Origin of the sequence: Micrococcus sp. M4NT, from assembly GCF_033790745.1 — a bacterium.
In the GTDB taxonomy this organism is placed as follows: Bacteria; Actinomycetota; Actinomycetes; order Actinomycetales; family Micrococcaceae; genus Micrococcus.
In genome coordinates this window covers 127,477-147,847 of the sequence record NZ_JAMYEH010000009.1, presented here as the reverse complement: position 1 = coordinate 147,847, position 20,371 = coordinate 127,477, and the positions used below count along the sequence as shown (strand labels likewise).

17 protein-coding genes and 3 tRNA genes are annotated in these 20,371 nt (G+C 72.0%); 6 read left to right on the top strand and 14 right to left on the bottom strand.

Annotated features, from left to right (window positions below; genetic code table 11):
- Window positions 1-31: 31 nt before the first annotated feature.
- Entirely contained in the window at window positions 32-1,486 is a 1,455-nt protein-coding gene (locus NJC10_RS08080) for an amino acid permease (RefSeq protein ID WP_319075786.1), read from the top strand.
- 115 nt (window positions 1,487-1,601) lie between these two features.
- Here NJC10_RS08080 and NJC10_RS08075 read toward each other — a convergent pair whose 3' ends face one another.
- Window positions 1,602-3,515 (bottom strand): BCCT family transporter, encoded by a 1,914-nt coding sequence (locus NJC10_RS08075; protein ID WP_319075784.1) that lies wholly within the window; start codon window positions 3,513-3,515, stop codon window positions 1,602-1,604.
- Between the two features lie 334 nt (window positions 3,516-3,849).
- Here NJC10_RS08075 and NJC10_RS08070 point away from each other — a divergent pair, with 334 nt between their 5' ends.
- Together NJC10_RS08070 and NJC10_RS08065 are read left to right on the top strand one after the other, a co-directional pair.
- Window positions 3,850-4,614 carry a zinc-binding dehydrogenase gene (locus tag NJC10_RS08070; RefSeq protein WP_319075782.1) on the top strand — a complete coding sequence of 255 codons (765 nt, stop codon included), beginning with the start codon at window positions 3,850-3,852 and terminating at the stop codon, window positions 4,612-4,614.
- A 46-nt stretch (window positions 4,615-4,660) separates the two neighbouring features.
- Window positions 4,661-4,870 (top strand): hypothetical protein, encoded by a 210-nt coding sequence (locus NJC10_RS08065; protein ID WP_319075780.1) that lies wholly within the window; start codon window positions 4,661-4,663, stop codon window positions 4,868-4,870.
- 138 nt (window positions 4,871-5,008) lie between these two features.
- Here NJC10_RS08065 and NJC10_RS08060 read toward each other — a convergent pair whose 3' ends face one another.
- From NJC10_RS08060 to NJC10_RS08045, 4 genes are all read right to left on the bottom strand, one after another.
- Window positions 5,009-5,665: an isochorismatase family cysteine hydrolase gene (locus NJC10_RS08060; protein ID WP_319075777.1), complete on the bottom strand. Its 657-nt coding sequence runs from the start codon at window positions 5,663-5,665 to the stop codon at window positions 5,009-5,011.
- A gap of 64 nt (window positions 5,666-5,729) precedes the next feature.
- Window positions 5,730-5,805 (bottom strand) — tRNA-Phe (locus NJC10_RS08055).
- A 75-nt stretch (window positions 5,806-5,880) separates the two neighbouring features.
- A tRNA-Asp gene (locus NJC10_RS08050) sits at window positions 5,881-5,954 on the bottom strand.
- A 113-nt stretch (window positions 5,955-6,067) separates the two neighbouring features.
- Window positions 6,068-6,140, bottom strand: a tRNA-Glu gene (locus tag NJC10_RS08045).
- A 182-nt stretch (window positions 6,141-6,322) separates the two neighbouring features.
- On the opposite strand from NJC10_RS08045, the gene NJC10_RS08040 reads away from it, so the two are divergent.
- On the top strand, window positions 6,323-6,676 hold the full coding sequence (locus tag NJC10_RS08040) for a metallopeptidase family protein (RefSeq protein WP_282442780.1): 354 nt from the start codon (window positions 6,323-6,325) through the stop codon (window positions 6,674-6,676).
- Between the two features lie 15 nt (window positions 6,677-6,691).
- Here NJC10_RS08040 and NJC10_RS08035 read toward each other — a convergent pair whose 3' ends face one another.
- The 5 genes from NJC10_RS08035 to NJC10_RS08015 all read right to left on the bottom strand — a co-directional run bounded on the left by NJC10_RS08035 (window position 6,692) and on the right by NJC10_RS08015 (window position 11,126).
- Complete coding sequence (locus tag NJC10_RS08035; protein ID WP_298710584.1) at window positions 6,692-7,666, bottom strand: universal stress protein; 975 nt, start codon at window positions 7,664-7,666, stop codon at window positions 6,692-6,694.
- A gap of 58 nt (window positions 7,667-7,724) precedes the next feature.
- On the bottom strand, window positions 7,725-8,654 hold the full coding sequence (locus NJC10_RS08030; RefSeq protein ID WP_319075774.1) for a spermidine synthase: 930 nt from the start codon (window positions 8,652-8,654) through the stop codon (window positions 7,725-7,727).
- Window positions 8,647-9,216, bottom strand: a complete 570-nt coding sequence (locus tag NJC10_RS08025; RefSeq protein ID WP_319075773.1) for a GNAT family N-acetyltransferase — start codon at window positions 9,214-9,216, stop codon at window positions 8,647-8,649. The genes NJC10_RS08030 and NJC10_RS08025 overlap by 8 nt, the downstream gene beginning before the upstream one ends.
- Window positions 9,217-9,302: 86 nt before the next feature.
- Window positions 9,303-9,719 (bottom strand): MTH1187 family thiamine-binding protein, encoded by a 417-nt coding sequence (locus NJC10_RS08020; RefSeq protein ID WP_248117883.1) that lies wholly within the window; start codon window positions 9,717-9,719, stop codon window positions 9,303-9,305.
- Window positions 9,720-9,767: 48 nt separating this feature from the next.
- Window positions 9,768-11,126 carry an Nramp family divalent metal transporter gene (locus tag NJC10_RS08015; RefSeq protein WP_319075772.1) on the bottom strand — a complete coding sequence of 453 codons (1,359 nt, stop codon included), beginning with the start codon at window positions 11,124-11,126 and terminating at the stop codon, window positions 9,768-9,770.
- Between the two features lie 200 nt (window positions 11,127-11,326).
- Here NJC10_RS08015 and pta point away from each other — a divergent pair, with 200 nt between their 5' ends.
- A complete protein-coding gene (gene pta / locus NJC10_RS08010) occupies window positions 11,327-13,393 on the top strand; it encodes a phosphate acetyltransferase (protein ID WP_319075770.1) in 2,067 nt (688 codons plus the stop codon).
- Between the two features lie 11 nt (window positions 13,394-13,404).
- The gene (locus NJC10_RS08005; RefSeq protein WP_319075769.1) at window positions 13,405-14,658 is read left to right on the top strand and encodes an acetate kinase; all 1,254 of its coding nucleotides are present in this window, start codon (window positions 13,405-13,407) and stop codon (window positions 14,656-14,658) included.
- Between the two features lie 16 nt (window positions 14,659-14,674).
- Here NJC10_RS08005 and NJC10_RS08000 read toward each other — a convergent pair whose 3' ends face one another.
- The 4 genes from NJC10_RS08000 to NJC10_RS07985 all read right to left on the bottom strand — a co-directional run bounded on the left by NJC10_RS08000 (window position 14,675) and on the right by NJC10_RS07985 (window position 20,333).
- Window positions 14,675-16,477, bottom strand: a complete 1,803-nt coding sequence (locus tag NJC10_RS08000) for an ABC transporter ATP-binding protein (RefSeq protein WP_319075767.1) — start codon at window positions 16,475-16,477, stop codon at window positions 14,675-14,677.
- A gap of 2 nt (window positions 16,478-16,479) precedes the next feature.
- Window positions 16,480-17,529, bottom strand: coding sequence for an ABC transporter permease (locus NJC10_RS07995; RefSeq protein WP_413466412.1), 1,050 nt, complete (start codon window positions 17,527-17,529; stop codon window positions 16,480-16,482).
- Window positions 17,526-18,530 (bottom strand): ABC transporter permease, encoded by a 1,005-nt coding sequence (locus tag NJC10_RS07990; RefSeq protein ID WP_319075765.1) that lies wholly within the window; start codon window positions 18,528-18,530, stop codon window positions 17,526-17,528. Before NJC10_RS07990 ends, NJC10_RS07995 begins: the two co-directional genes overlap by 4 nt.
- Before the next feature lie 117 nt (window positions 18,531-18,647).
- Window positions 18,648-20,333: an ABC transporter substrate-binding protein gene (locus tag NJC10_RS07985; RefSeq protein WP_248117870.1), complete on the bottom strand. Its 1,686-nt coding sequence runs from the start codon at window positions 20,331-20,333 to the stop codon at window positions 18,648-18,650.
- Between the last annotated feature and the right edge of the window lie 38 nt (window positions 20,334-20,371).

Below are 20,371 nucleotides of genomic sequence, written 5' to 3'. Positions count from 1 at the left end.
CTCATTCACACCCTGAGCGGAGACCCTTCTCGTGAACGCAACCCCCTCCGGCGCGCATGCCGCAGGCGCCGCCCCGGCCGGCGGCGGTGAGAGCCAGCTGCACCGCGGGCTGAGCCAGCGCCACATCATGTTCATCGCCCTCGGCACCGCGATCGGCACCGGGCTGTTCTACGGCTCGGCCGGCGGCATCCAGACCGCGGGCCCCGGCGTCATCCTGGCCTTCCTCATCGCGGGCTCCGCCGTGTACCTCGTGATGCGCGCTCTCGGCGAGATGACGCTGCGGGAGCCGGTCTCCGGCTCGTTCGCGGCGTACGCCTCCCGCTACCTCGGCCCCTTCGCGGGCTACGTGACCGGCTGGACCTTCGTGTTCGAGCTGGCCGTCGTGATCGTGGCGGACACCGCCGCCATCACCACGTACATGGCGTTCTGGTTCCCGGACGTGCCCGGCTGGGCGTGGGTCGCGGCCACCATCCTCGTGATCGGACTGGTCAACCTCACCCACGTCGGCAGCTTCGGCGAGACCGAGTTCTGGCTGACGCTCATCAAGGTCGGCGCCATCGTGGCGATGATCTTCGGCGGCCTCATCCTCATGTTCACGGGCGCCTCCTTCACGGACGGCACCCCGGCGGGCCTGAACAACCTCGTGGACCACGGCGGCTTCCTGCCGATGGGCTTCGGCGGCGTCCTGCTGGCGCTGACGATCGTGACCTTCTCCTTCGGCGGCATCGAGACCCTCGGCGTGGCCGCGGGCGAGGCGAAGAACCCGGAGAAGGTGCTGCCGAAGGCCATCAACGCCGTGCCCGTCCGCATCCTGCTCTTCTACGTGCTGACCATGGTGGTCATCATGTCCCTCATGCCGTGGACCGCCGTGGACGGCAAGACCAGCCCGTTCGTGCAGATCTTCGAGGGGCTCGGCGTGCCGTTCGCCCCGCATCTGCTGAACTTCGTGGTCCTGACCGCCGCGATCTCCGCCATCAACGCGTGCATCTACGGCGCGGGCCGCCTGCTCTACGCGATGGCGCACGACGGCCAGGCGCCGCGGGCCTTCACCCGCGTCAACCGCGGCGGCGTGCCGTGGCTGAGCATCGTGGTGATGCTCGGGGTCATGGTGCTGGGCGCGATCCTCATCACCGTGAACCCGGACGCGTTCGTCCTCGTGGCCGGCGTCGCCTCCTTCGCCGTGGTCTTCACGTGGGCCATGATCTTCCTCTCGCACCGCGCCATGCAGGCCCGCGTGAAGGAGCAGGGCGCGGCCCCCTCGGTGTACCCGATGCCGCTCGGCGCCCTCGGCACATGGCTCGGCCTGGCCTTCGTGGCCACGGTGGTCATCACCATGGCCACCGTCCCGGAGTCCCGCCAGGCCCTGCTGATCGGCCTCGTGTGGGTCGCGTGCCTCACCGCCGCATGGTTCCTCACCGGCGTCCGCACGTCCGCCGCCGTGCACGACCGCACGGGCACCCTGCCGGTGGTCCGCCAGCACGACTGACCGCCGCGCGGAGCGGCACAGACACAGGCGAGCCCTGCGCCGTCGTCCTCATTCCTTCCGGATGAGGGCGACGACGCAGGGCTCGTCTGCGTGCGGGGTCGGGTCTGCCGCGGGGTCAGCCCGCGGCGGTCGAGCCGCCGGGGGCGTCCGCCGAGGGTCCCCGCGACGGCGCCACCGGCGTGCTGCCGGCCGGCGTGCCGTCGGCGAGTCGGATCTCGTGGTCCGCACCCGGCGAGGCCACCTGCGCGATCCTGTGCTGGCGGTCGCGGCTCAGCGAGGCCCACCACTGCGAGGCGGCCACGGGGCCGCCGTCGACGACGTCCGGATCGTCCGTCTCGAGGCCGAGACGGTCCTTGATGGAGGCCAGCATGGCCGCGCGGCGCACGGCCTCCACGCGGGCCACGGAGTAGCTGAGGATGCGGAACGTGGACAGGCACATCACGAGCATCATGATGCTGAACGGCAGGCCGATCGTGATGGCGAGCGTCTGGATGGCGCTCAGGCCGCCGGCCATGAGCAGCGCGGCCGCCATGAACGCGGTGGCGATCGCGAAGAAGATCCGGATCATCACCTTGGGGTTCACGTCGCCGCCCGTGGCGAGCATGCCCATCACGAGCGAGCCGGAGTCCGAGGAGGTCACGAAGAACACGGCCGAGAGGAGGATGAAGCCGACCATCATGACGCTGCCGGCCGGCAGCTGCTCCACGACCTGGAACAGGGCGGTGTTCGCATCGATCGAGCCGTCCGCTCCGACCACGGACTCGTAGCCCGCGGGGCGGACGGTCTCCATGTAGATGGCGGTGCCGCCGAGGATGCCGAACCACAGGATCGAGATCAGGGTGGGCACGAGCATCACGCCGGCGATGAACTCACGCACGGTGCGCCCGCGGGAGATGCGGGCGATGAAGATGCCGACGAAGGGGGTCCAGGACATCCACCAGCCCCAGTAGTAGGCCGTCCAGCCGGCCTGCCACGCATCGCCCTCCGCGCCGAAGAACGCGGAGACGTTGAGGGAGTTGGCGAAGTAGTTCTGCAGGTACGCGCCGGTGGACTGCACCATCTCCTTGAAGAGGAAGGAGGTGGGTCCCACGATCAGCAGGAAGAGGAGCAGGCCCGCGGCGAGGATGAGGTTGAAGTTGGAGAGCCACTTCATGCCGCGCTCCACTCCCGAGACCACCGTGTAGAGGACGACGCAGGTCACGAGGGCGATCATCACGTACTCGAGCCACGCACTGTCCTCAGGGACGAACCCGAGGGCACGCAGCCCGGCGGCCATCTGGGTCACACCGAGGCCGAGCGAGGTGGCGACGCCGAACACGGTGCCCACGAGGGCCAGGGTGTCGATGAGGTGGCCCCATCCGCCGCGGGTGCGCTTCTCGCCGAGGATCGACTCGAAGGCCCAGCGCAGGGAGAGGGGACGGCCGCGGCGGTGGATGGCAAGGCCCACGGCCACGCCCACGACGGCGTAGATCGCCCAGGGCTGCAGGCCCCAGTGCAGGAACGTGGTCGCCAGGGCGTTCTGCGAGGCCTGGCCCTGGGTGGGGTTGGTCGCCGCGATGTCCGGACGCGGCGAGACGAAGTGCATGAGCGGCTCGGTCATGCCGTAGAACACGAGGCCGATGCCCATGCCGGCGGCGAAGAGCAGGGAGAACCAGGACAGGGTGGAGAACTCGGGCTTCTCGTCCGGCTTGCCCATCGTGATGGCGCCCTTGCGGGAGAACGCGAGGTAGACGCAGAAGAGGACGAAGAACAGCGCGACGGCGGCGTACCACCACGAGAAGTTCGAGATGATGGCGCCCTGGACGGCCGAGATGGCGGTGGTCATCTGGTCCGGGAAGAACAGCGTGGCGAGCACGAATCCCAGGACGATGACAGCGGTGGGCCAGAAGACACCCGGCACGAGGGCGCGCCCCGCGCTGGTGGAGGCGTCGGCGGCGGTGGTGGGAACGGGGTCGTCGGATCGGGGGGCGGTGGGGGCGGACACGCCCGGCGGCGTGCCCCTGGTCGCGGGCGGAGTGTCGTCGATCATGCCGTCCACCCTACGGGGGAGCCGGCGGCTGGGCGCGGAGAGGGACGGAGGATCGTGTCCGCTCTCACGGCAGCTCGTGACGGCGCACACACGACGGCGGGCCTCGCCCCTGGGCTCGAGCGGGCGCCGACCCTACGCTGGAGGGGAGGGAGTCCCGGAGCACCCGGGCCCCCTCGATCCGGCTCCGCACCGGGACCGGGGATCCCCTCACAGGAGGTCAGCCCATGAAGGCCATCGTCTACCACGGTCCCGGCAAGCGCGTGTGGGAAGAGGTCCCGGACGCCACGATCATCGACCCGACGGACGCATCCTCGGCCACGGGGGCGTCGGCGTCGTGACCGAGGCGGGCGCGGAGGTGAAGGACGTCAAGGTCGGCGACCGCGTCATCATCTCCTGCGTCTCCACGTGCATGGACTGCTCGTACTGCCGCGAGGGCCTGACCTCCCACTGCCAGGCCATGGGCGGCATCGGCTGGGTCTTCGGCCACCTGATCGACGGCACGCAGGCCGAGCTGGTCCGCGTCCCGTTCGCGGACAACGGCCTCATCCCGCTGCCCGAGGGCGACACCGTGCTCGTGGTGGGCGCCGGCCCCGTCGGCCTGTCCGCCATCATGACGGCGGCCGCGAAGGGCGCCTCGACGATCATCGCCGTCGACGGCAACGAGTTCCGCCTCGAGGCCGCGCGCCGCTTCGGCGCCACCCACGTCTTCACCCCGGGCGAGGAGACCCTGGGGAGGATCAACGAGCTGACGGCGGACGGCCTCGGCGTCGACGTCGCGATGGAGGCGGTGGGCATCCCCGCCACCTTCCAGATGTGCGTGGACGCGATCCGCCCCGGCGGCCACGTGGCCAACCTGGGCGTGCACGGCAAGCCGGTGGAGTTCGCCCTCGACCGCGAGTGGATCAACAACATCACCATCACCACGGGCCTGGTGAACGCCACCACCGCGCCCGAGCTGCTCGGCCGCATCCAGGACGGCTCGATCCACCCGGAGGAGTTCGTCACCCACCGCTTCACCTTCGACCAGTGGGACGAGGCGTACGAGACCTTCAAGAACGCCGCGCAGCAGAAGGCCCTCAAGGTCATCATCAGCGCCTGAGCTGGTGCCTTCCGCATCCCTCACCCTCGACGACAGGAGAAACTCCATGAGCACCGAGCCGAACGAGATCGAGCTGGAGGCCGACCTGCTGGCCGACCCCCAGGCCGCCGGCGACCCCGAGCCCCTGGACGGCCGCGACGGCCAGCCGGCGCCCGGCAGCTCCGACGACCCGCAGGACTGGGCCGGCGACGGCCGGGCCGTCGACGCGCTGCGCGCCGCGGAGTCGGAGGCCATGCACGTGGTGGACGGCGACTAGATCTGACCGTCGGATCCATGGACACTCCGGGCCGTGCCCGGAGACGATGAAGGCCCCCGCCACGGCGGGGGCCTTATCACGTCCAGAGGCCGGGACGGCCGCGTGGGCTCGGCCGGCGGCCTGGATCGGCGGGACGGGTCAGTGGGACGCGGCGTCGTCTGAGGCGGCCGACGTCGGCCCGTCCCCGCGCAGCGCCGCCACGGCGGCGGACTGGTCCAGCATCGGCTGGCGCATCTCCTTCTCGAGGAAGCGCAGCAGCGCGGTGGAGAGGTCGGGATCCTCGGAGGCCACGGCGTCCACGGCGACGGCGGCGTGGAACTGGTGGGCGAACGCGTTGATGGCCGTCTGGGCCACGCAGCTGTGGGTGGAGATCCCGCAGAGCAGCACGCGGCCCACTCCGCGCTGTCGCAGGTCCTCCGCCAGCGAGGTGCCGTGGAAGGCGGAGTCCCGGGTCTTCACGATCTCGAGGGTGTCGCACCCCTCGGTCTGCAGGTCGGTGAGGAGGCGCGCCTGCTCGGTGCAGGGGAAGGCGAAGCCCTGGTCGTCCTCGAGCATGTTGAGCGTCCAGGTGGAGCGGTCCCGCGCGTGCTCCGTGCGCACCAGGACCACGGGCCGTCCGCCGTCGCGCGCCGCGGCGAGCAGCTCGTTGACGGCCGCCAGGACCGTCTCCTGCTCCGCAGCCAGCTCGGGGAACTCGAAGTAGCTGTTCTGCATGTCCACCACGATCAGGGCGGTCTGCTCCCCCGCAGGGCCCTGCGGACGGGAGCGGGAGGGTTCGGCGGAGGTGTCAGGCATGCGGGGCGTCCTTCCATGGGGGACGACGAAGGCCCCCGCATCTGCGGGGGCCTACTCGATGATCTGGTGGCTCCGACCGGCGTCGATCCGGTGACCTTACGATTTTCAGTCGTACGCTCTACCAACTGAGCTACAGAGCCCGGTGACATAAGCCACCTGGACCATGCGTCCACCGGACTCCGTTGCTCCGAATACCGGTGTTCGGATGATCCGAGCGACCCTGACGAGACTTGAACTCGCGACCTCCGCCGTGACAGGGCGGCGCGCTAACCAACTGCGCTACAGGGCCTTACTGGTGCTGCGTGGTGCTTTGCAACGAGATGGAACTCTAGCAGAGCCTCGTCCCGATGTGCAAACCCGACGTTCCCGGGGCTCCAGATGCTCCCCGCGGCCGGCCGTGCGTACCCCCAACGGGATTCGAACCCGTGTCGCCGCCGTGAAAGGGCGGTGTCCTAGGCCTCTAGACGATAGGGGCAGGTCCGACGTCGGGATTCCCGCGAGGGCCTCAGCGAAGTCTAAAGTGGCCCCACACCCCCCGCCAAATCCCCCGGCCGCGGGAGGCGGACCGGCCGCGGGTCGGGGCGCCGACCGCGCGAACCGTCCCCGCCGCCAGCGACAGGAGGCCCCGCCGTGACCGATCACCCCGCCGCTGACTGGATGTCCGAGGACGAGTTCGACGCCGCCGTGTCCGCCGCGCTCACCCGTGTCCCGGACGAGCTGGCGCGCCTGCTGACCAACGTCGTCGTGGTGGTGGAGGAGGAGTACGAGCCCCAGCACTGGGAGGACCCGGACACCGAGCTCTTCGGCCTCTACGAGGGCGTGCCCCTCGGGGAGCGGGCTGAGGTGCCGTGGCAGATGCCGGACCGGATCGTGGTGTTCCGCGGCCCCCTCATGCGGCACTGCCGGGACCGCGCCGAGCTCGAGGAGCAGATCACCGTGACGGTCCTCCACGAGGTGGGGCACTTCTTCGGGATCAGCGAGGAGCGGCTCCACGAGCTCGGCTGGGGCTGAGCGGGGACCGGCGGCTCAGGCCTGCGGCTGCTCCCGCACCGGGCCGTGGTCCGCGCGGCGGCTCAGCCGGACGTCCTCCCGGAACGGGACCACCATGACCGGTCCGCGCGCGTGGTGGGCCACGCCCTGGCTCGTGGAGCCGAGGAGGGAGCCGGCGAACCCGCCGAGACCGCGCGTGCCGAGCACCGTCAGGCGCGCCGTGCCGGTCTGCTCCACCATGACGTCCACGGGGCTGCCGTCCACGAGCTCGCCCGTGACCTCGAGGCCCGGGTACTCGGAGGAGAGCCAGCGGGCGCCGGCGTCCACGAGCTCCTGCATGTCCTTGGCCCGTGCCTCCTCGTCCAGGCTCACGGCGAGCCACGCCGCGTTGGCGCTCACGGGCGGCACGGCGACCACGAGGTTCAGGGGCGCGCCGCGCAGGCGGGCCTCCTCGGCAGCCACGAGGGCGGCGGCGCGGCCCTGCTCGGAGCCGTCCACGCCCACGACGACGGGCACCCCCGCCGCGGCGCGGGAGGCCTCCACCCCGGCGGGGATGATGGCCACGGGGCAGTGCGCGTGGCCCGGCAGCGCCGAGGACACGGAGCCCAGCAGGCGACCGAGGAAGCCTCCGCGGCCGCGGCTGCCCGAGACGAGCAGGGACGCCTGCTTCGAGAGGTCCACCAGCACGCCGGCGGCGTCCCCGACCTCGACCCGCAGGGTGGGCTGCACGCCGTCGGCGTCCAGCTGGCCCGCCACGTCCCGCAGGAGGGCTTCGACGCCCTCGCGCAGGCGGTCGTCGTCGGGGTAGGCCGCACCCGCCTCCGCCCCGTACCCCCAGAAGGTGGGCATGGTGTAGGCCGTGACGAGGGTCAGGGGCTCGCCGCGCAGGGACGCCTCGCGCTGGGCCCAGCGGGCGGCGGAGACGGACTGCTCCGAGCCGTCCACGCCCACCAGGACGCCGAGCGGGGCGGCACCCGTGCCGGGATCGGTGTGCTGGGATGCGGTGGGCATGCGAACCTCCTGGAGTCGCTCCCCGACCCCCGGACGGGGCCGGTTCGATGCCCCCAGTCTAGTCCTCGGGGGTCGCCCGGAGCGGGGTCCGGCCGGCGGGGAGCCCGGCGGTGAAGGCCCGCGGATCCTCGGCGAGGCGCGCCGGGAAGGCGTCCATCCGGAGGTCCCGGGCGAGGCCGTCCCGGGGGTCGGCGCCGGCATGGGCGGCCGCGGCGGGGCGGGCGATCGGGGCGTCCGAGGCCGCCACGATCACGTTGCCGCGCCGGCGTCCCTTGAGCATGGGCGGGTCCGCGATCACCTCGAGGTGGTCGAAGGCCCCGACGACGGCGGCCACCTCTGCGCGCACGGCGGCCAGGTCCGGGCCTCCGCCCACGTTGAGCACGTACAGCCCGCCCGGGGCGAGCACGCGCGCGGCGGCCTCCGCGGACGCGGCGCCGGTGAGATTCGGCGGCGTGACGTGGCGGGCGCCCGTGGGGTCGTCCGGGTCCGGGGCGAAGACGTCGCGGATGAGGAGGTCGCGGGAGGCCGGGTGGGCCTCGGCGAGGACGTCGGCGGCGTCGGCCACGCGGATCTTCAGCGCGGGGGCACGCGGCAGGCCGAAGTGCTCGCGGGCGAGGGCGGCGAGGCCGGCGTCGATCTCCACCGCGGTCTGGTGCGAGCCGGGGAAGGCGTGGTCCACCCAGCGGGCGAGCGCGCAGCCGGCGCCGCCGAGGTGCAGGGCGCGCAGCGGGACGGGATCGGGCCAGTGCGCCTCGACGGCCGCGGCCGCCCAGCGCATGTACTCGAAGCCCATCCGCTCCGGATGCTCGGGGTCCAGCGGCGAGGACTCCACCCCGTTGACGAGCAGGGTGAACGCACCCGGCGTGAAGGGGTCCTCGACGATCTCGGCCGTCCCCGAGGAGATCGCGTGGACGCCCGGGACGATGCCGGCGTCGACGGCGGCCGTGGCGGGTCCGCGGCGTCGCGGCGCCTGCCCTCGCCTAGCCACGGCGCACCATCAGCTGCTCGTGCAGCCCGGCCCACGCGCCCTCCATGGGCTGGGGGGCGCCGTCCTCCACGAAGCCGTGCTTGCGGTAGAACGCGATCGCGCGGGGGTTCTCCGCCAGGACGCGCAGGACGGCCGGGCCGTCACCGGCAGCGGCGCGCATCAGGCGCGCGCCCACACCGGTGCCGTACGTCTCGGCGAGGATGTAGAGGACCATGAGCTCGCGTCCAGGCATGCTCGGGCTCGCGGGGCCGTCGTCGGAGGAGTGCGAGGCGTCGGAGGCGTGCGAGGCCTCCGGTTCCCCGCACGCCGGACGCTCGATGCGCGACGGCCCGGCGAGGGCGACGCCCACGAGCCGGCCGCCGTCGGCCTCGGCGACCCACAGGTCCTTGTCGGATCCGATGAGCGCGGCCCAGGCGGGGACGTCCTCGGGCACGCGCGCGTCCACGCGGTCGAACACCTCGGCGGCCAGGAGCGAGCCGTACGCCTCGCGCCAGGACCGCGCCTTGACGCGCAGGAGCGCCTCGACGTCCTCGGGGCGGGCGGGGCGGATCACGGCGGCCACGGCGGGCCTCCTCTCGGGGTCGTCGGTTCCCGCTTCGTCCACGAGAGCGGTGGGGGGAGCGCCCGTCTCGTCCACGGAACCGGGGGTCAGCGGCCGTCGTCGTCCGCGGTGGCGCGGGCCGAGGCCGCGGTGCCGAGCCCGAGGTCGCCCGCGGCCGCAGCTCGCGGCCCGCCCTGCTCGGCGAGGGCGGCCTCGAGGCGCTCGAGCTTGCCGTCCAGCTCGCCGACGTGGCCCGGGCGGATGTCCGCCTTGAGCACCAGCGAGACGCGGGAGCCGTACGGCTCGACCGCCTCGACCGCGGCCTTCACCACGGCCATGACCTCGTCCCACTCCCCCTCGACCTCGGTGAACATCGAGGAGGTGCGGTGCGGCAGCCCGGAGGCCCGCACCACGGCGACGGCGGCCGCGACGGCGCGGTGCACGGAGGCGGTGTCCCCCTCACCGGGGACGTGGGCGGCGTCGGCGGGCTGGCCGGAGGGGGCGACGGAGAAGGCGACGATCATGGCACCAGTGTGCCGTGCCGTCGCCCTCTCGGGCACCGGCCCGCCGGGTCAGCCGAACAGCGGCTGCAGCGCCTTGACCAGCTCGTTGACGCCGATCGCCACGAACACCAGCGCCGTCAGGCCGAGCAGCGCGTTGCGCAGCCACCCGTTGCGGAACTGCGGGGGCACGTGACGCGCGTTGTTGAGGAACAGCAGCGTGATGGCCAGGAAGGGCATGAAGAGGGCACCGAGCGTGCCGTAGAGCAGGATCAGGAAGATCGGGCGGTCCAGGAACAGCAGGGACATGGGCAGGATGGTCAGCCACAGCAGGAAGAAGCGGCCGGGCTTCGAGGCGAGCGACGGCGCGTCGTCCTGGTCGATCTCGGCCGCGGGGCGGCGGAAGTTGGTCCAGAAGTCCGCGAACATCAGCGACACGCCGTGCCACACGCCCAGGAGCGAGGAGAAGGACGCCGCGAAGAAGCCCACGAGGAACACCACCGAGTACGTCTCGCCGTAGCGCTCGGCCAGGACGTTGCCCACGTCGAGCAGGCCCGCGTCGCCCTTGGAGATGGCCAGGCCGGCCGAGTGCAGCAGCTCGACGCCCATGATCATCGTGGCGATCACGAAGATGCCGGTGAGGATGTAGGAGGTGGCGTTGTCGAACTTCATGACCCGCATGTACCTGGGGACGTTCCAGCCCTTCTCGCGCAGCCAGTAGCCGTACGCGCCGAGGGTGATGGTGCCGCCCACGCCGCCGGCCAGGCCGAGCACGTAGAACATGGCGTCCGGGTCGTTGCCGGGCAGGCGCGGCACGAGGCCGGAGAGGATCTCGCCGAGGTTCGGGGCGGTCAGGGCGGCGGAGAGCAGCACGGTGACGAACATGATGCCGATCAGCACGGTCATGATCGTCTCGATGAGGCGGTACTTGTTCAGCCACACGAGGCCCAGGCCCACGAGCCCCGCCCCGATCGCGAAGACCTTGCTGTCCACGCCCGGGTAGAGCGCGGCGAGCGGCAGCGCGGTGGAGGACATCGCCGTCGCGCCGTAGACGAAGCCCCAGATGAGGATGTACGGGCCGAAGTACCAAGACGTCCACGAGCCGAGCGAGCGCCAGCCCTGGAAGATCGTCTTGCCGGTGGAGAGGTAGTAGCGGCCCACGCCCTCCACGAGCACGATCTTGAAGATCACGCCGAGGACCACGGCCCACAGCAGCATGTAGCCGTAGCGCGAGCCGGCGGTCAGGGTGGCCACGAGGTCGGCGGCGCCCACGCCCGTCGCGGCGGCCACGATGCCCGGGCCGAGGGAGTTCCACTTGGGGCGGATCGGCGTCTCGTTGAGCTCGGCCTCCGTGAAGCCGACCACCGCCGGGTTGTGCACGGGATGGCGGGGATCCGGGGCGTGCCCGGCGGCGGCGGTGGTGTGGGACATGGTGCCTCATCGGGGGTCGGCGCGCGGGAGGCGACGGCGACGGCCGCCCCGGGTGCACGGGCTTCGGTGCAGTGTGAGTGCGCTCACTATAGCGCGGAGGCCCTCGCCCGCCGCCGCCCAGACCGCGCCGTGGACGGGACGCATCGGTACGGTGGAGGGGACCGCTTGCACGCACGCGAACCGCCACGCGAAAGGGCCCCATGCCGCAGGGAATCTTCGTCTCCACCACCTCGACGGGCGCGGGCAAGTCGCTCGTCAGCCTCGGCCTCGCCGACTCCCTCTACAAGCGCTCCGGCGCCGTGGGCTACTACCGGCCCATCGTCCCGGGGAACGACGTCGAGACCGACCCGATGGTGCTGCTGATGCGGGAGCAGTTCGGCCTGGGCCCCGAGCAGGCCCGCGGCGGCCTCACGGCGGCCGAGGCGCGCACGCTCATGGCCGAGGGCCGCGGCGACGAGGTGCAGGAGCGCTGCGTCGAGCACTTCGACGCGATGTCGCAGGACGCCGTCGTGGTGGTGGAGGGGACCGACCTGATCAGCGCGGACCCGTCCGTGGACCTCGACCTGAACGCCCACCTGGCCCGCAACCTGGGCACCCCCGTGATCGCGGTGGCCTCGGGCGCGGGCCTGACCCCGGCCCAGGCCGCGGACGCCGTGGACCTGGCCCGCCGCTCCCTGGACGAGTCCGGCGTCGACCTGCTGGCCGTCATCGTCAACCGGGCCGGCGCGGGCCTCGCCGAGCAGATCCGTGCCGCGGTGCGCCCGGGCCGCCACGCGTGGCCGGTCTACGTGATCCCGGAGCTCCCCGAGCTCACGCACCCCTCCGTGGCGGAGGTGGCGGACCTGCTCGGGCTGGAGCAGGTGGCCGGCGCCCAGACCCTGGACCGCGACGTCGCCGAGGTCAAGGCCGTCTCCATGGAGGGCGGCAACTTCCTCGAGATCCTCGAGGAGGGGGCCCTCGTGATCGTCTCGGGGGACCGCTCCGACGCGATCCTGGCCACCGTGGCCTCCTCGCTCACCCCGGACTTCCCCACGCCGTCGGGCATGATCCTCACGAACGGGATCCTGCCGAACCGCCAGCTGCAGCGCCTCTACCTGGACGCCTCCTTCCCCGTGCTCGCCACCCACGACGACACGTTCACCACCGCGGCCAAGGTCTCCCGCGTTCGCGGCGAGCTCTCCAGCGCGCAGCCCCGCAAGACCGCCGCGGCGCTCGGCGCCTGGCACCAGAGGGTGGACGGCGACGAGCTGCTGCAGCGCTTCGACCTCCCCCGCTCCTCCACGGTGACGCCCCTGCGCTTCCTGCACGAGCTGATCTCGCGCGCCCGCGCCGACCGGCAGCGGATCGTCCTCCCCGAGGGCGAGGACGCCCGCGTGCTGCGGGCCGCCGAGATCCTGCACCGCCGCGACGTGTGCGACCTCGTGGTCCTCGGCCCCTCCGCCGCGGTGAGGGAGCTCGCCTCCCGCGAGGGCATCGACCTCACGGGCATCGAGCTCGTGGACCCCGCCGAGTCCCCCGACCTGGAGCGCTACGCCGAGGAGTACGCGCGGCTGCGCGCCCACAAGGGCGTGGACGTGGAGCGGGCCCGCGAGGTCATGCAGGAGGGCGCGTACTTCGGCACGATGATGGTCCACCTCGGCGACGTGGACGGCATGGTCTCCGGCGCCGCGCACACCACGGCCAACACCATCCGCCCCGCGCTCGAGTTCGTGAAGACCAAGCCGGGCGTGTCCATCGTGTCCTCCGTGTTCTTCATGCTCCTGCCGGACCGCGCGCTCGTGTACGGCGACTGCGCCGTGAACCCCGAGCCGAACGCCGAGCAGCTCGCGGACATCGCCGTGGCCTCGGCGGCGACGGCGGCCCAGTTCGGCGTGGACCCGCGCGTCGCGATGCTCTCCTACTCCACGGGCGCCTCCGGCTCCGGCGAGGCCGTGGACAAGGTGCGGACGGCCACCGCGCTGGTCCGCGAGCGCGCACCCGAGCTGAAGGTGGAGGGCCCGCTGCAGTACGACGCCGCCGTGAACGCCTCCGTGGCCGCGTCCAAGATGCCGGGCTCCGAGGTGGCCGGCCAGGCCACGGTGTTCGTGTTCCCGGACCTGAACACCGGCAACAACACGTACAAGGCGGTGCAGCAGTCCTCGGGCGCGGTCGCCGTCGGGCCGGTGCTGCAGGGCCTGAACAAGCCCGTGAACGACCTCTCCCGCGGCACCACGGTGGAGGACATCGTCAACACGGTGGCCATCACCGCCATCCAGGCGCAGGGCTGAAAGGAATCCCCATGACCGACGCGATGAGCTCCGCTCCCGTCACCACCGCGATCCCCACCGTCTCCGCCCGCGAGCTGCCCGAGGAGACCCTCCTGGTGCTCGTGGTGAACTCGGGCTCCTCGTCCCTGAAGTACCAGGTGCGCGAGCTCACCCTCGACGGCGAGGACGCCCCCGATCCCGTGGTGACGAAGGGCCTCGTCGAGCGCATCGGCGTGCCGGGCTCGGGCGTCGCGGACCACGCGGCCGCCCTCGCCCAGGTGGAGGAGGAGATCGCCGCGGTGATCGGGGACCGCCGCCTGGCCGCGGCCGGGCACCGCGTGGTGCACGGCGGGGAGCGCTTCCACGCGCCGGCCCTCGTGACCAACGAGGTCATCCGCGCGATCGAGCGCCTGGCTCCCCTGGCCCCGCTGCACAACCCGGCCGCGGCGCAGGGGCTGCGCGCCGTCGCCCAGCGCTGGCCGGACCTGCCGCAGGTGGTGGTGTTCGACACCTCGTTCCACCAGTCGATGCCGCGGGAGGCCTGGCAGTACGCCCTCCCGGACGAGCTCTACACGGAGCACGGCATCCGCCGGTACGGCTTCCACGGCACCTCGCACGACCTGGTCACGGGGCTCGCGGCGCGGCACCTGGGCATGGAGCGCCGGGCGTTCGACGGCGTCATCCTCCACCTGGGCAACGGCGCGTCGGCGACGGCGATCCGGCACGGCCGCTCGATCGACACGTCCATGGGCTACACGCCGCTGGCCGGGCTCGTGATGGGCACCCGCTCGGGCGACGTCGACCCCTCGATCATCACCCATCTGATCACCACCCACGGCTACACGGCCGAGCAGGTGGACACCCTCCTCAACAAGGAGTCCGGCCTGCTGGGGCTCTCCGGCAACGCGGACATGCGCCAGGTGCTCGAGGCCGCGGAGGCGGGCCACCGCGCGTCCCGGCAGGCTCTGAAGATCGCGTCCTACCGCCTGGCCAAGTACATCGGCGCCTACCACGTGACCGTGGGCGGGGCGAAGGCGATCGTGTTCACCGCCGGCATCGGGGAGAACTCGGCGCCGTTCCGCGCCCGCGTGCTGGACCGCCTCGAGCCGCTCGGCGTGACGTACGACCCCGCGCGGAACATGGAGCGCGGCGACGACCCCCGGGTGATCTCCGCCGACGCCTCCGCGATCCCCGTGCTCGTGGTCCCCACGGACGAGGAGATGGCGATCGCCCAGCTGGCCCACACCGTGGTGGAGCGCGAGCAGGCCTGGCCGCTGCAGGACTGACCCGGAGCGCGGCAGGTCAGGCGACGTCGCCGATCTGCAGCTCGTTGCCGGGGATCGAGGCCAGCAGCCTCCGCGTGTACGGATGGCGCGCGTTGGTGAAGACCTCCTCGGAGGAGGCGGCCTCGACCAGCTCGCCGTCCTTCATCACGCACACGTAGTCCGAGATGAGCCGCACCACCGCGAGGTCGTGGGAGATGAAGAGGTAGCTCAGCCCCAGCTCCGCCTGCAGGTCCTTGAGCAGGTCCAGGATCTGCGCCTGCACGAGGACGTCGAGGGCGGAGACCGGCTCGTCGCACACGATCAGGTCCGGGTTCAGCGCGAGCGCACGGGCGATCGCCACCCGCTGACGCTGACCGCCCGAGAGCTCCGCGGGGTAGCGCCGGTGGAAGTGCGCCGGCAGGGCCACCTGCTCCATGAGCTCCAGGGTGCGCGCCCGCCGCTGCTTCGCCCCGCCGCGGCGGTAGGCCTGCAGCGGCTCCTCGATGATCCGCCCCACCGTGAAGGAGGGGTTGAGGGAGGAGAAGGGGTCCTGGAAGACGGCCTGCACCCGCTGACGGAAGTCCTTCAGGTCGGCGCCCTTGAGGGTCAGGACGTCCTTGCCCTCGAAGGTGATGGATCCCGACGTCGGCTCGATGAGCTTGAGCAGCATGCGTGCCGTGGTCGTCTTGCCGGAGCCGGACTCGCCCACGATGGAGACCGTCTTGCCCCGCGGGATCTTGAGCGAGACCTCCTTGGCGGCGTAGAAGTCGTCCTGGCCACGGCTCGCGTACACCTTGGTCAGGTCGGTGATCTCGACCAGCGGGGTGAGGGCGGACTTGTCCAGGGCCACGGTGGTCAGGGCACCGGTGGCGTCCTCGGCCAGGGGCGCCGGCGCGGCCGCGTAGGACTCGGGGAGGAGGCGTGCGGCGGCCACCGACGGCGCCGCCTGCACGAGCGAGCGGGTGTAGGCGTGCTGGGGGTCCTCGAGGATCCGCTGGGCGTCCCCGTGCTCCACCACCGTGCCGCGGTGCATGACCACGAGGTGCTGGGCGCGCTCGGCGGCGAGCCCCAGGTCGTGCGTGATGAGCAGGACGGAGCTTCCCAGCTCCCGGGTCATCTCGTCGATCTGGTCCAGGATCACCTGCTGCACGGTCACATCCAGGGCCGAGGTGGGCTCGTCCGCGATCAACAGCTGCGGCCGGCAGGCCAGGCCGATCGCGATCAGCACGCGCTGGCGCAGCCCGCCCGAGAGCTCGTGGGGGTACTGCCTCGCCCGCTTGCGCGGGTCCGGGATCCCCGCCCGCTCCATCACCGCGAGGACCTTCTCCTCCACGTCCTTGCGCGTGGCCAGCCCGTGGGTCAGGAGGGTCTCCCCGATCTGCTGCCCCACGCGCGTCACCGGGTTCAGGTTGGACATCGGGTCCTGCGGCACCAGGCCGATGCTGCGGCCCCGGATGCGGCGCATCTTCGCGTCCGGCATGCCCACCAGCTCCTGGCCCGCGAAGCGGATGGAGCCGCCGGTCACGCGTCCGTTCTGCGGCAGCAGGCCGATGGCCGCCATCGCGGTGGTGGACTTGCCCGAGCCGGACTCGCCCACGATGGCCAGCGTGCCGCCGGCGGGCAGGGTGAACGAGGCGCCCTCCACGGCCTTCACCGTGCCCTGCTGCGTGGAGAACTCCACGTCCAGGCCGCGGATCTCGAGCAGCGGCCCGCCGACGGCGGGCGCGGGCGAAGGTGCCGCGGGCGCGGCAGAGGGTGCCGAGGCCGCGGGGACGGGGCCCTCCGCTCCGGCCACGTGGGAGCCGGAGCCGCGGGCGACGTCGTCGTGCTGGGGGTCCATGGTCAGCGCCTCCGGGAGGTAGGGTCGAGGGCCTCGCGCAGGGACTCTCCCAGCAGGGTGAACCCGAGCGCGGTGACGGCGATGCACAGGCCCGGCAGGAAGGCGAGCCACGGGTTGATGCCCAGCTCGGCCTGGGCGTAGGTGAGCATGCGGCCCCACTCGGCGGTCTCGGGCCGGCCGCCGCCGAGGCCCAGGAAGGAGAGGGCGGCGGCGTCGATCACGGCGGTGGCCAGGGTGAGGGTGGCCTGCACGATCACGGGGCCCAGCGAGTTGGGCAGGATGTGGGACATGGTGATGGTGCGCCGCGAGAGCCCGAGGGTCTGCGCGGCCAGCACGTAGTCCGAGCCCTTCTGCGAGAGCATCGAGGAGCGCAGCAGGCGTGCGAACACGGGGACCTGGGCCACGCCGATCGCGATCATCACGGCGGAGGGCGTCTGTCCCAGGATGGCCGCGATGGACACCGCCAGCAGCAGGTGCGGCACGGAGAGCAGGATGTCCACGAGGCGCATCACCACGCTGTCCACCCAGCCGCCGAACCCTCCCGCGAGCAGGCCGAGGATCATGCCGCCCACGAGGCCGAGCGCTGTGGAGACCACGCCGATCAGCAGGGACGCCTGGGCGCCCCACAGCAGCTTGGAGAGCACGTCGCCGCCGAAGCGGTCCAGGCCGAGCGGGTAGCCGGCCACCTCGCCGGGCCCGGGCACGCTCGTCGGGCGGATCTCCCGCATGCCCGGCGTCTCCGTGCCCCCGTACGGGGCCAGGAGCGGGGCGAGGACCGCCACGAGCAGGAAGAGCGCCACGATCACGGCGCCCGCGATGGCCGCGGGGTTGCGGCGCAGCCGCTGGAAGGCGGCCCCCCACACGGAGGTGCCGCGCGCCTCCGCGCCCGGCTCGGTGGTGGCCTGCGTCTGGCCGGGGGCGACGCCGACGGCCTCGACCCCGGGGGTGTCGACGGCCAGCGGGGTGACCGCGCCGTCCGTGGCCGGGTACAGCTCGTCCTCGGCGCCGCGCGCCGCGGGGCCGCCGGAGGCGGGGGGCAGGTTCGCCGTCACTGGACACGCACCCTCGGGTCGATGAGGCCGTAGGAGACGTCCACGACCAGGTTGATGAGCGAATACAACAGTGCGATGAGGATGATGAAGCCCTGCAGCACCGGGAAGTCGAGGTTGAAGATCGCGTCGCGCAGGAACCGGCCGATGCCGTTGAAGGCGAACACCGTCTCGGTGAGCACCGCCCCCGAGATCAGCAGGCCCAGCTGCAGGCCCAGCGTGGTGAGCACGGGGAGCATCGCGTTGCGGAGGATGAAGCGGTTCCGGATGAGCCCCGGGGCCAGGCCCTTGGCGCGCGCGGTGCGCACGTAGTCGGCGTTCTGCACGTCCAGGACGGCCGCCCGCGTGATGCGGGCGATGATGGCCAGCGGGATGGTGCCCAGGGCGATGCCGGGCAGCACGAGGTGCGTCAGCGCATTCAGGGCGGCGTCCCACTCCCCCGTGCTGATGCCGTCCCACACGTAGAGGTTCGTGTAGTGCGTCGCGTCGATCCGCGGGTCCTGGCGGCCGTCCGTGGGGAGCCAGCCGAGCCGCACGGCGAAGACCCACTTCAGCAGGAAGGCCAGGAAGAACACCGGCACCACCACGCCCAGCAGGGAGAGCACGACGGCGAGGTTGTCCTGCCACCCGCCCACGTTGCGGGCCGCCCAGTAGCCCAGCGGGATGCCGAGCACGACCGCGAAGAGGATGGCGAACACGGACAGCTCGATCGTGGCGGGGAAGCGCTCGGCGAACTCCTCCAGGACGGGCCGGTTGGTCATGAGCGAGTTGCCGAAGTCACCCCGGACCAGCCGCCCCATGTAGGTGAGGTACTGCTCCAGGATCGGCTTGTCGAAGCCGTACGCGGCGTTCACGCGGGCCACCGCCTCGGGGGTGGCACGGTCGCCGAGCAGGGCCGTGGCCGGCCCGCCGGGGAGGCTGCGCACCCACGCGAAGAGCAGGATCGAGAGGCCGAGCAGGGTGGGGATCAGCAGCAGCAGGCGCTTGCCGATGAGTCTGAGCACGGGGAGTCCTTCATCCCAGGCCCGTGGGCCCGTCAGGTCAGGGGACGACGGCGGCGCAGCGGGTGCGCCGCCGCCGTCGGGTCAGCGAGGGGGCCGGTCAGCCGCGGGGGCGCCGGTTCACTCCGTGAGGTCGACCTGGTTGAAGACCTCGTCGTTGACCGGGCTGGCCGGGTAGGAGGCCACGCGCTTGTCGAAGGCGAGCGACGGCGCCGGGTGCGCCAGCGGGACGGCCGGGACGAACTCGGAGATCTGCTGGTTGATCTCCTCGTACTCGGGCGTCTGCTCCTCGATCGTGGGGATCTGGCGCGCCTTCTCGAGGGCGGTGAAGAGCTCCTCGTTCTCGAAGCCGAACTCGGGCTTCTCCTGGCCGAAGAACACGCCCACGAAGTTGTCGGTGTCGTTGTAGTCGCCGGTCCAGCCGAGCAGGTGGATGCCGTGGTCGGCGGTGCCCTGCACCTGGTTCAGGTAGTCCGGGCTCCACTTGGCGGGCTTGGCGTTGACCTTGATGCCCACCTCCGCGAGCTGGTTGGAGATGTTGGAGAAGGCCTGCTCCGGGGTCGGCATGTAGGGGCGGGAGACGCCCGTCGGGTAGTTGAAGTCGATCGTGAAGCCGTCGGGGTAGCCCGCCTCGGTCAGCAGCTGCTTCGCCTTCTCCGGGTCGTAGTCGTAGGTGGTGACGTCGTCGCTGTAGCCGTTGACCGAGTCCGGGATGAACTGGGTCGCGGCCTTGGTGCCCTCCGGCAGGGTCTGCTGGATGAGCGCGTCCTTGTCGATCGCGTGGGCGATCGCCTGGCGGACCTTCACGTCCTTGAGCTCCTCCTGCTCCTGGTTCATGCCCAGGTAGAGGATGGTGAACGGATCGCGCTGGATCACGTTGAACCCGGCGTCGGCGAGGGCCTTGGTGTCCGCGGGGGCCACGAGGTCGTAGCCGTCCACGTCCCCGGCCTCAAGGGCCTGGCGGCGGGCCACCGGGTCGTCGATCACGCGGAAGGTCACGTCCGTGACCTCGCCCTTGTCCCCCCAGTAGTCCTCGAAGGCGGAGAGCTTGATGTCCGAGCCGACGCTCCACGAGTCGAACTTGTACGGGCCCGTGCCCGTGGGGTGCTCGCGGGCGTACTCGGACATCTCCGGGGATTCGGCGGTGCCGCCGATCTCGTCCGCCTTGTACTCCTCCATGGCCGTGGGGGACTGCATGCCGAAGGCGGGAAGCGAGAGGGAGGGGATGAACCCGGCGAAGGGCTGGGCCAGGGTGACGGTGGCCTTGAGGTCCTCGGTGGCGTCGCACGACTTGTACACGGCCTTCTCCGGGGAGTCCGCGAAGCCGCGGAACAGCTTGCCGTAGTAGTAGGAGACGGTCTCGGCCTGCTGAATGCCCTCGAAGTTGTACCAGCGGTCGAAGTTGGCGCACACGGCCTCGGCGTTGAACTCCGTGCCGTCGTGGAACTTCACCCCGTCCTTGAGCTGGAACGTGTGGGTCAGCCCGTCCTCACTCGACTCCCACGACTCGGCCAGGAGGGGGGCCGGGTCCGCCGTGCCGGGCTTGGTGCCCACGAGGCCCTCGAAGATCTGCCGGGACACCCGGAAGGACTCGCCGTCCGAGGCGAAGGCCGGGTCGAGGGTCTTCGGGTCCGAGGAGGCGGCGAAGATGAACGAGCCGTCCACCTGCTGCGCGTCAGAGCCGGCCGCGGAGCTGTCCGCGCCGGTGTCCGAGCGCTGGCTCTGGGCGCATCCGCTGATCAGGAGGGCGCCTGCTGCGGTGAGGGCGGCCGCGGACAGGAAGCGTCGCTGAAGGGGGGAAGCCATGGGGTCCTCCTGGGGAGAGATCGAGGAAGGTCTCACGT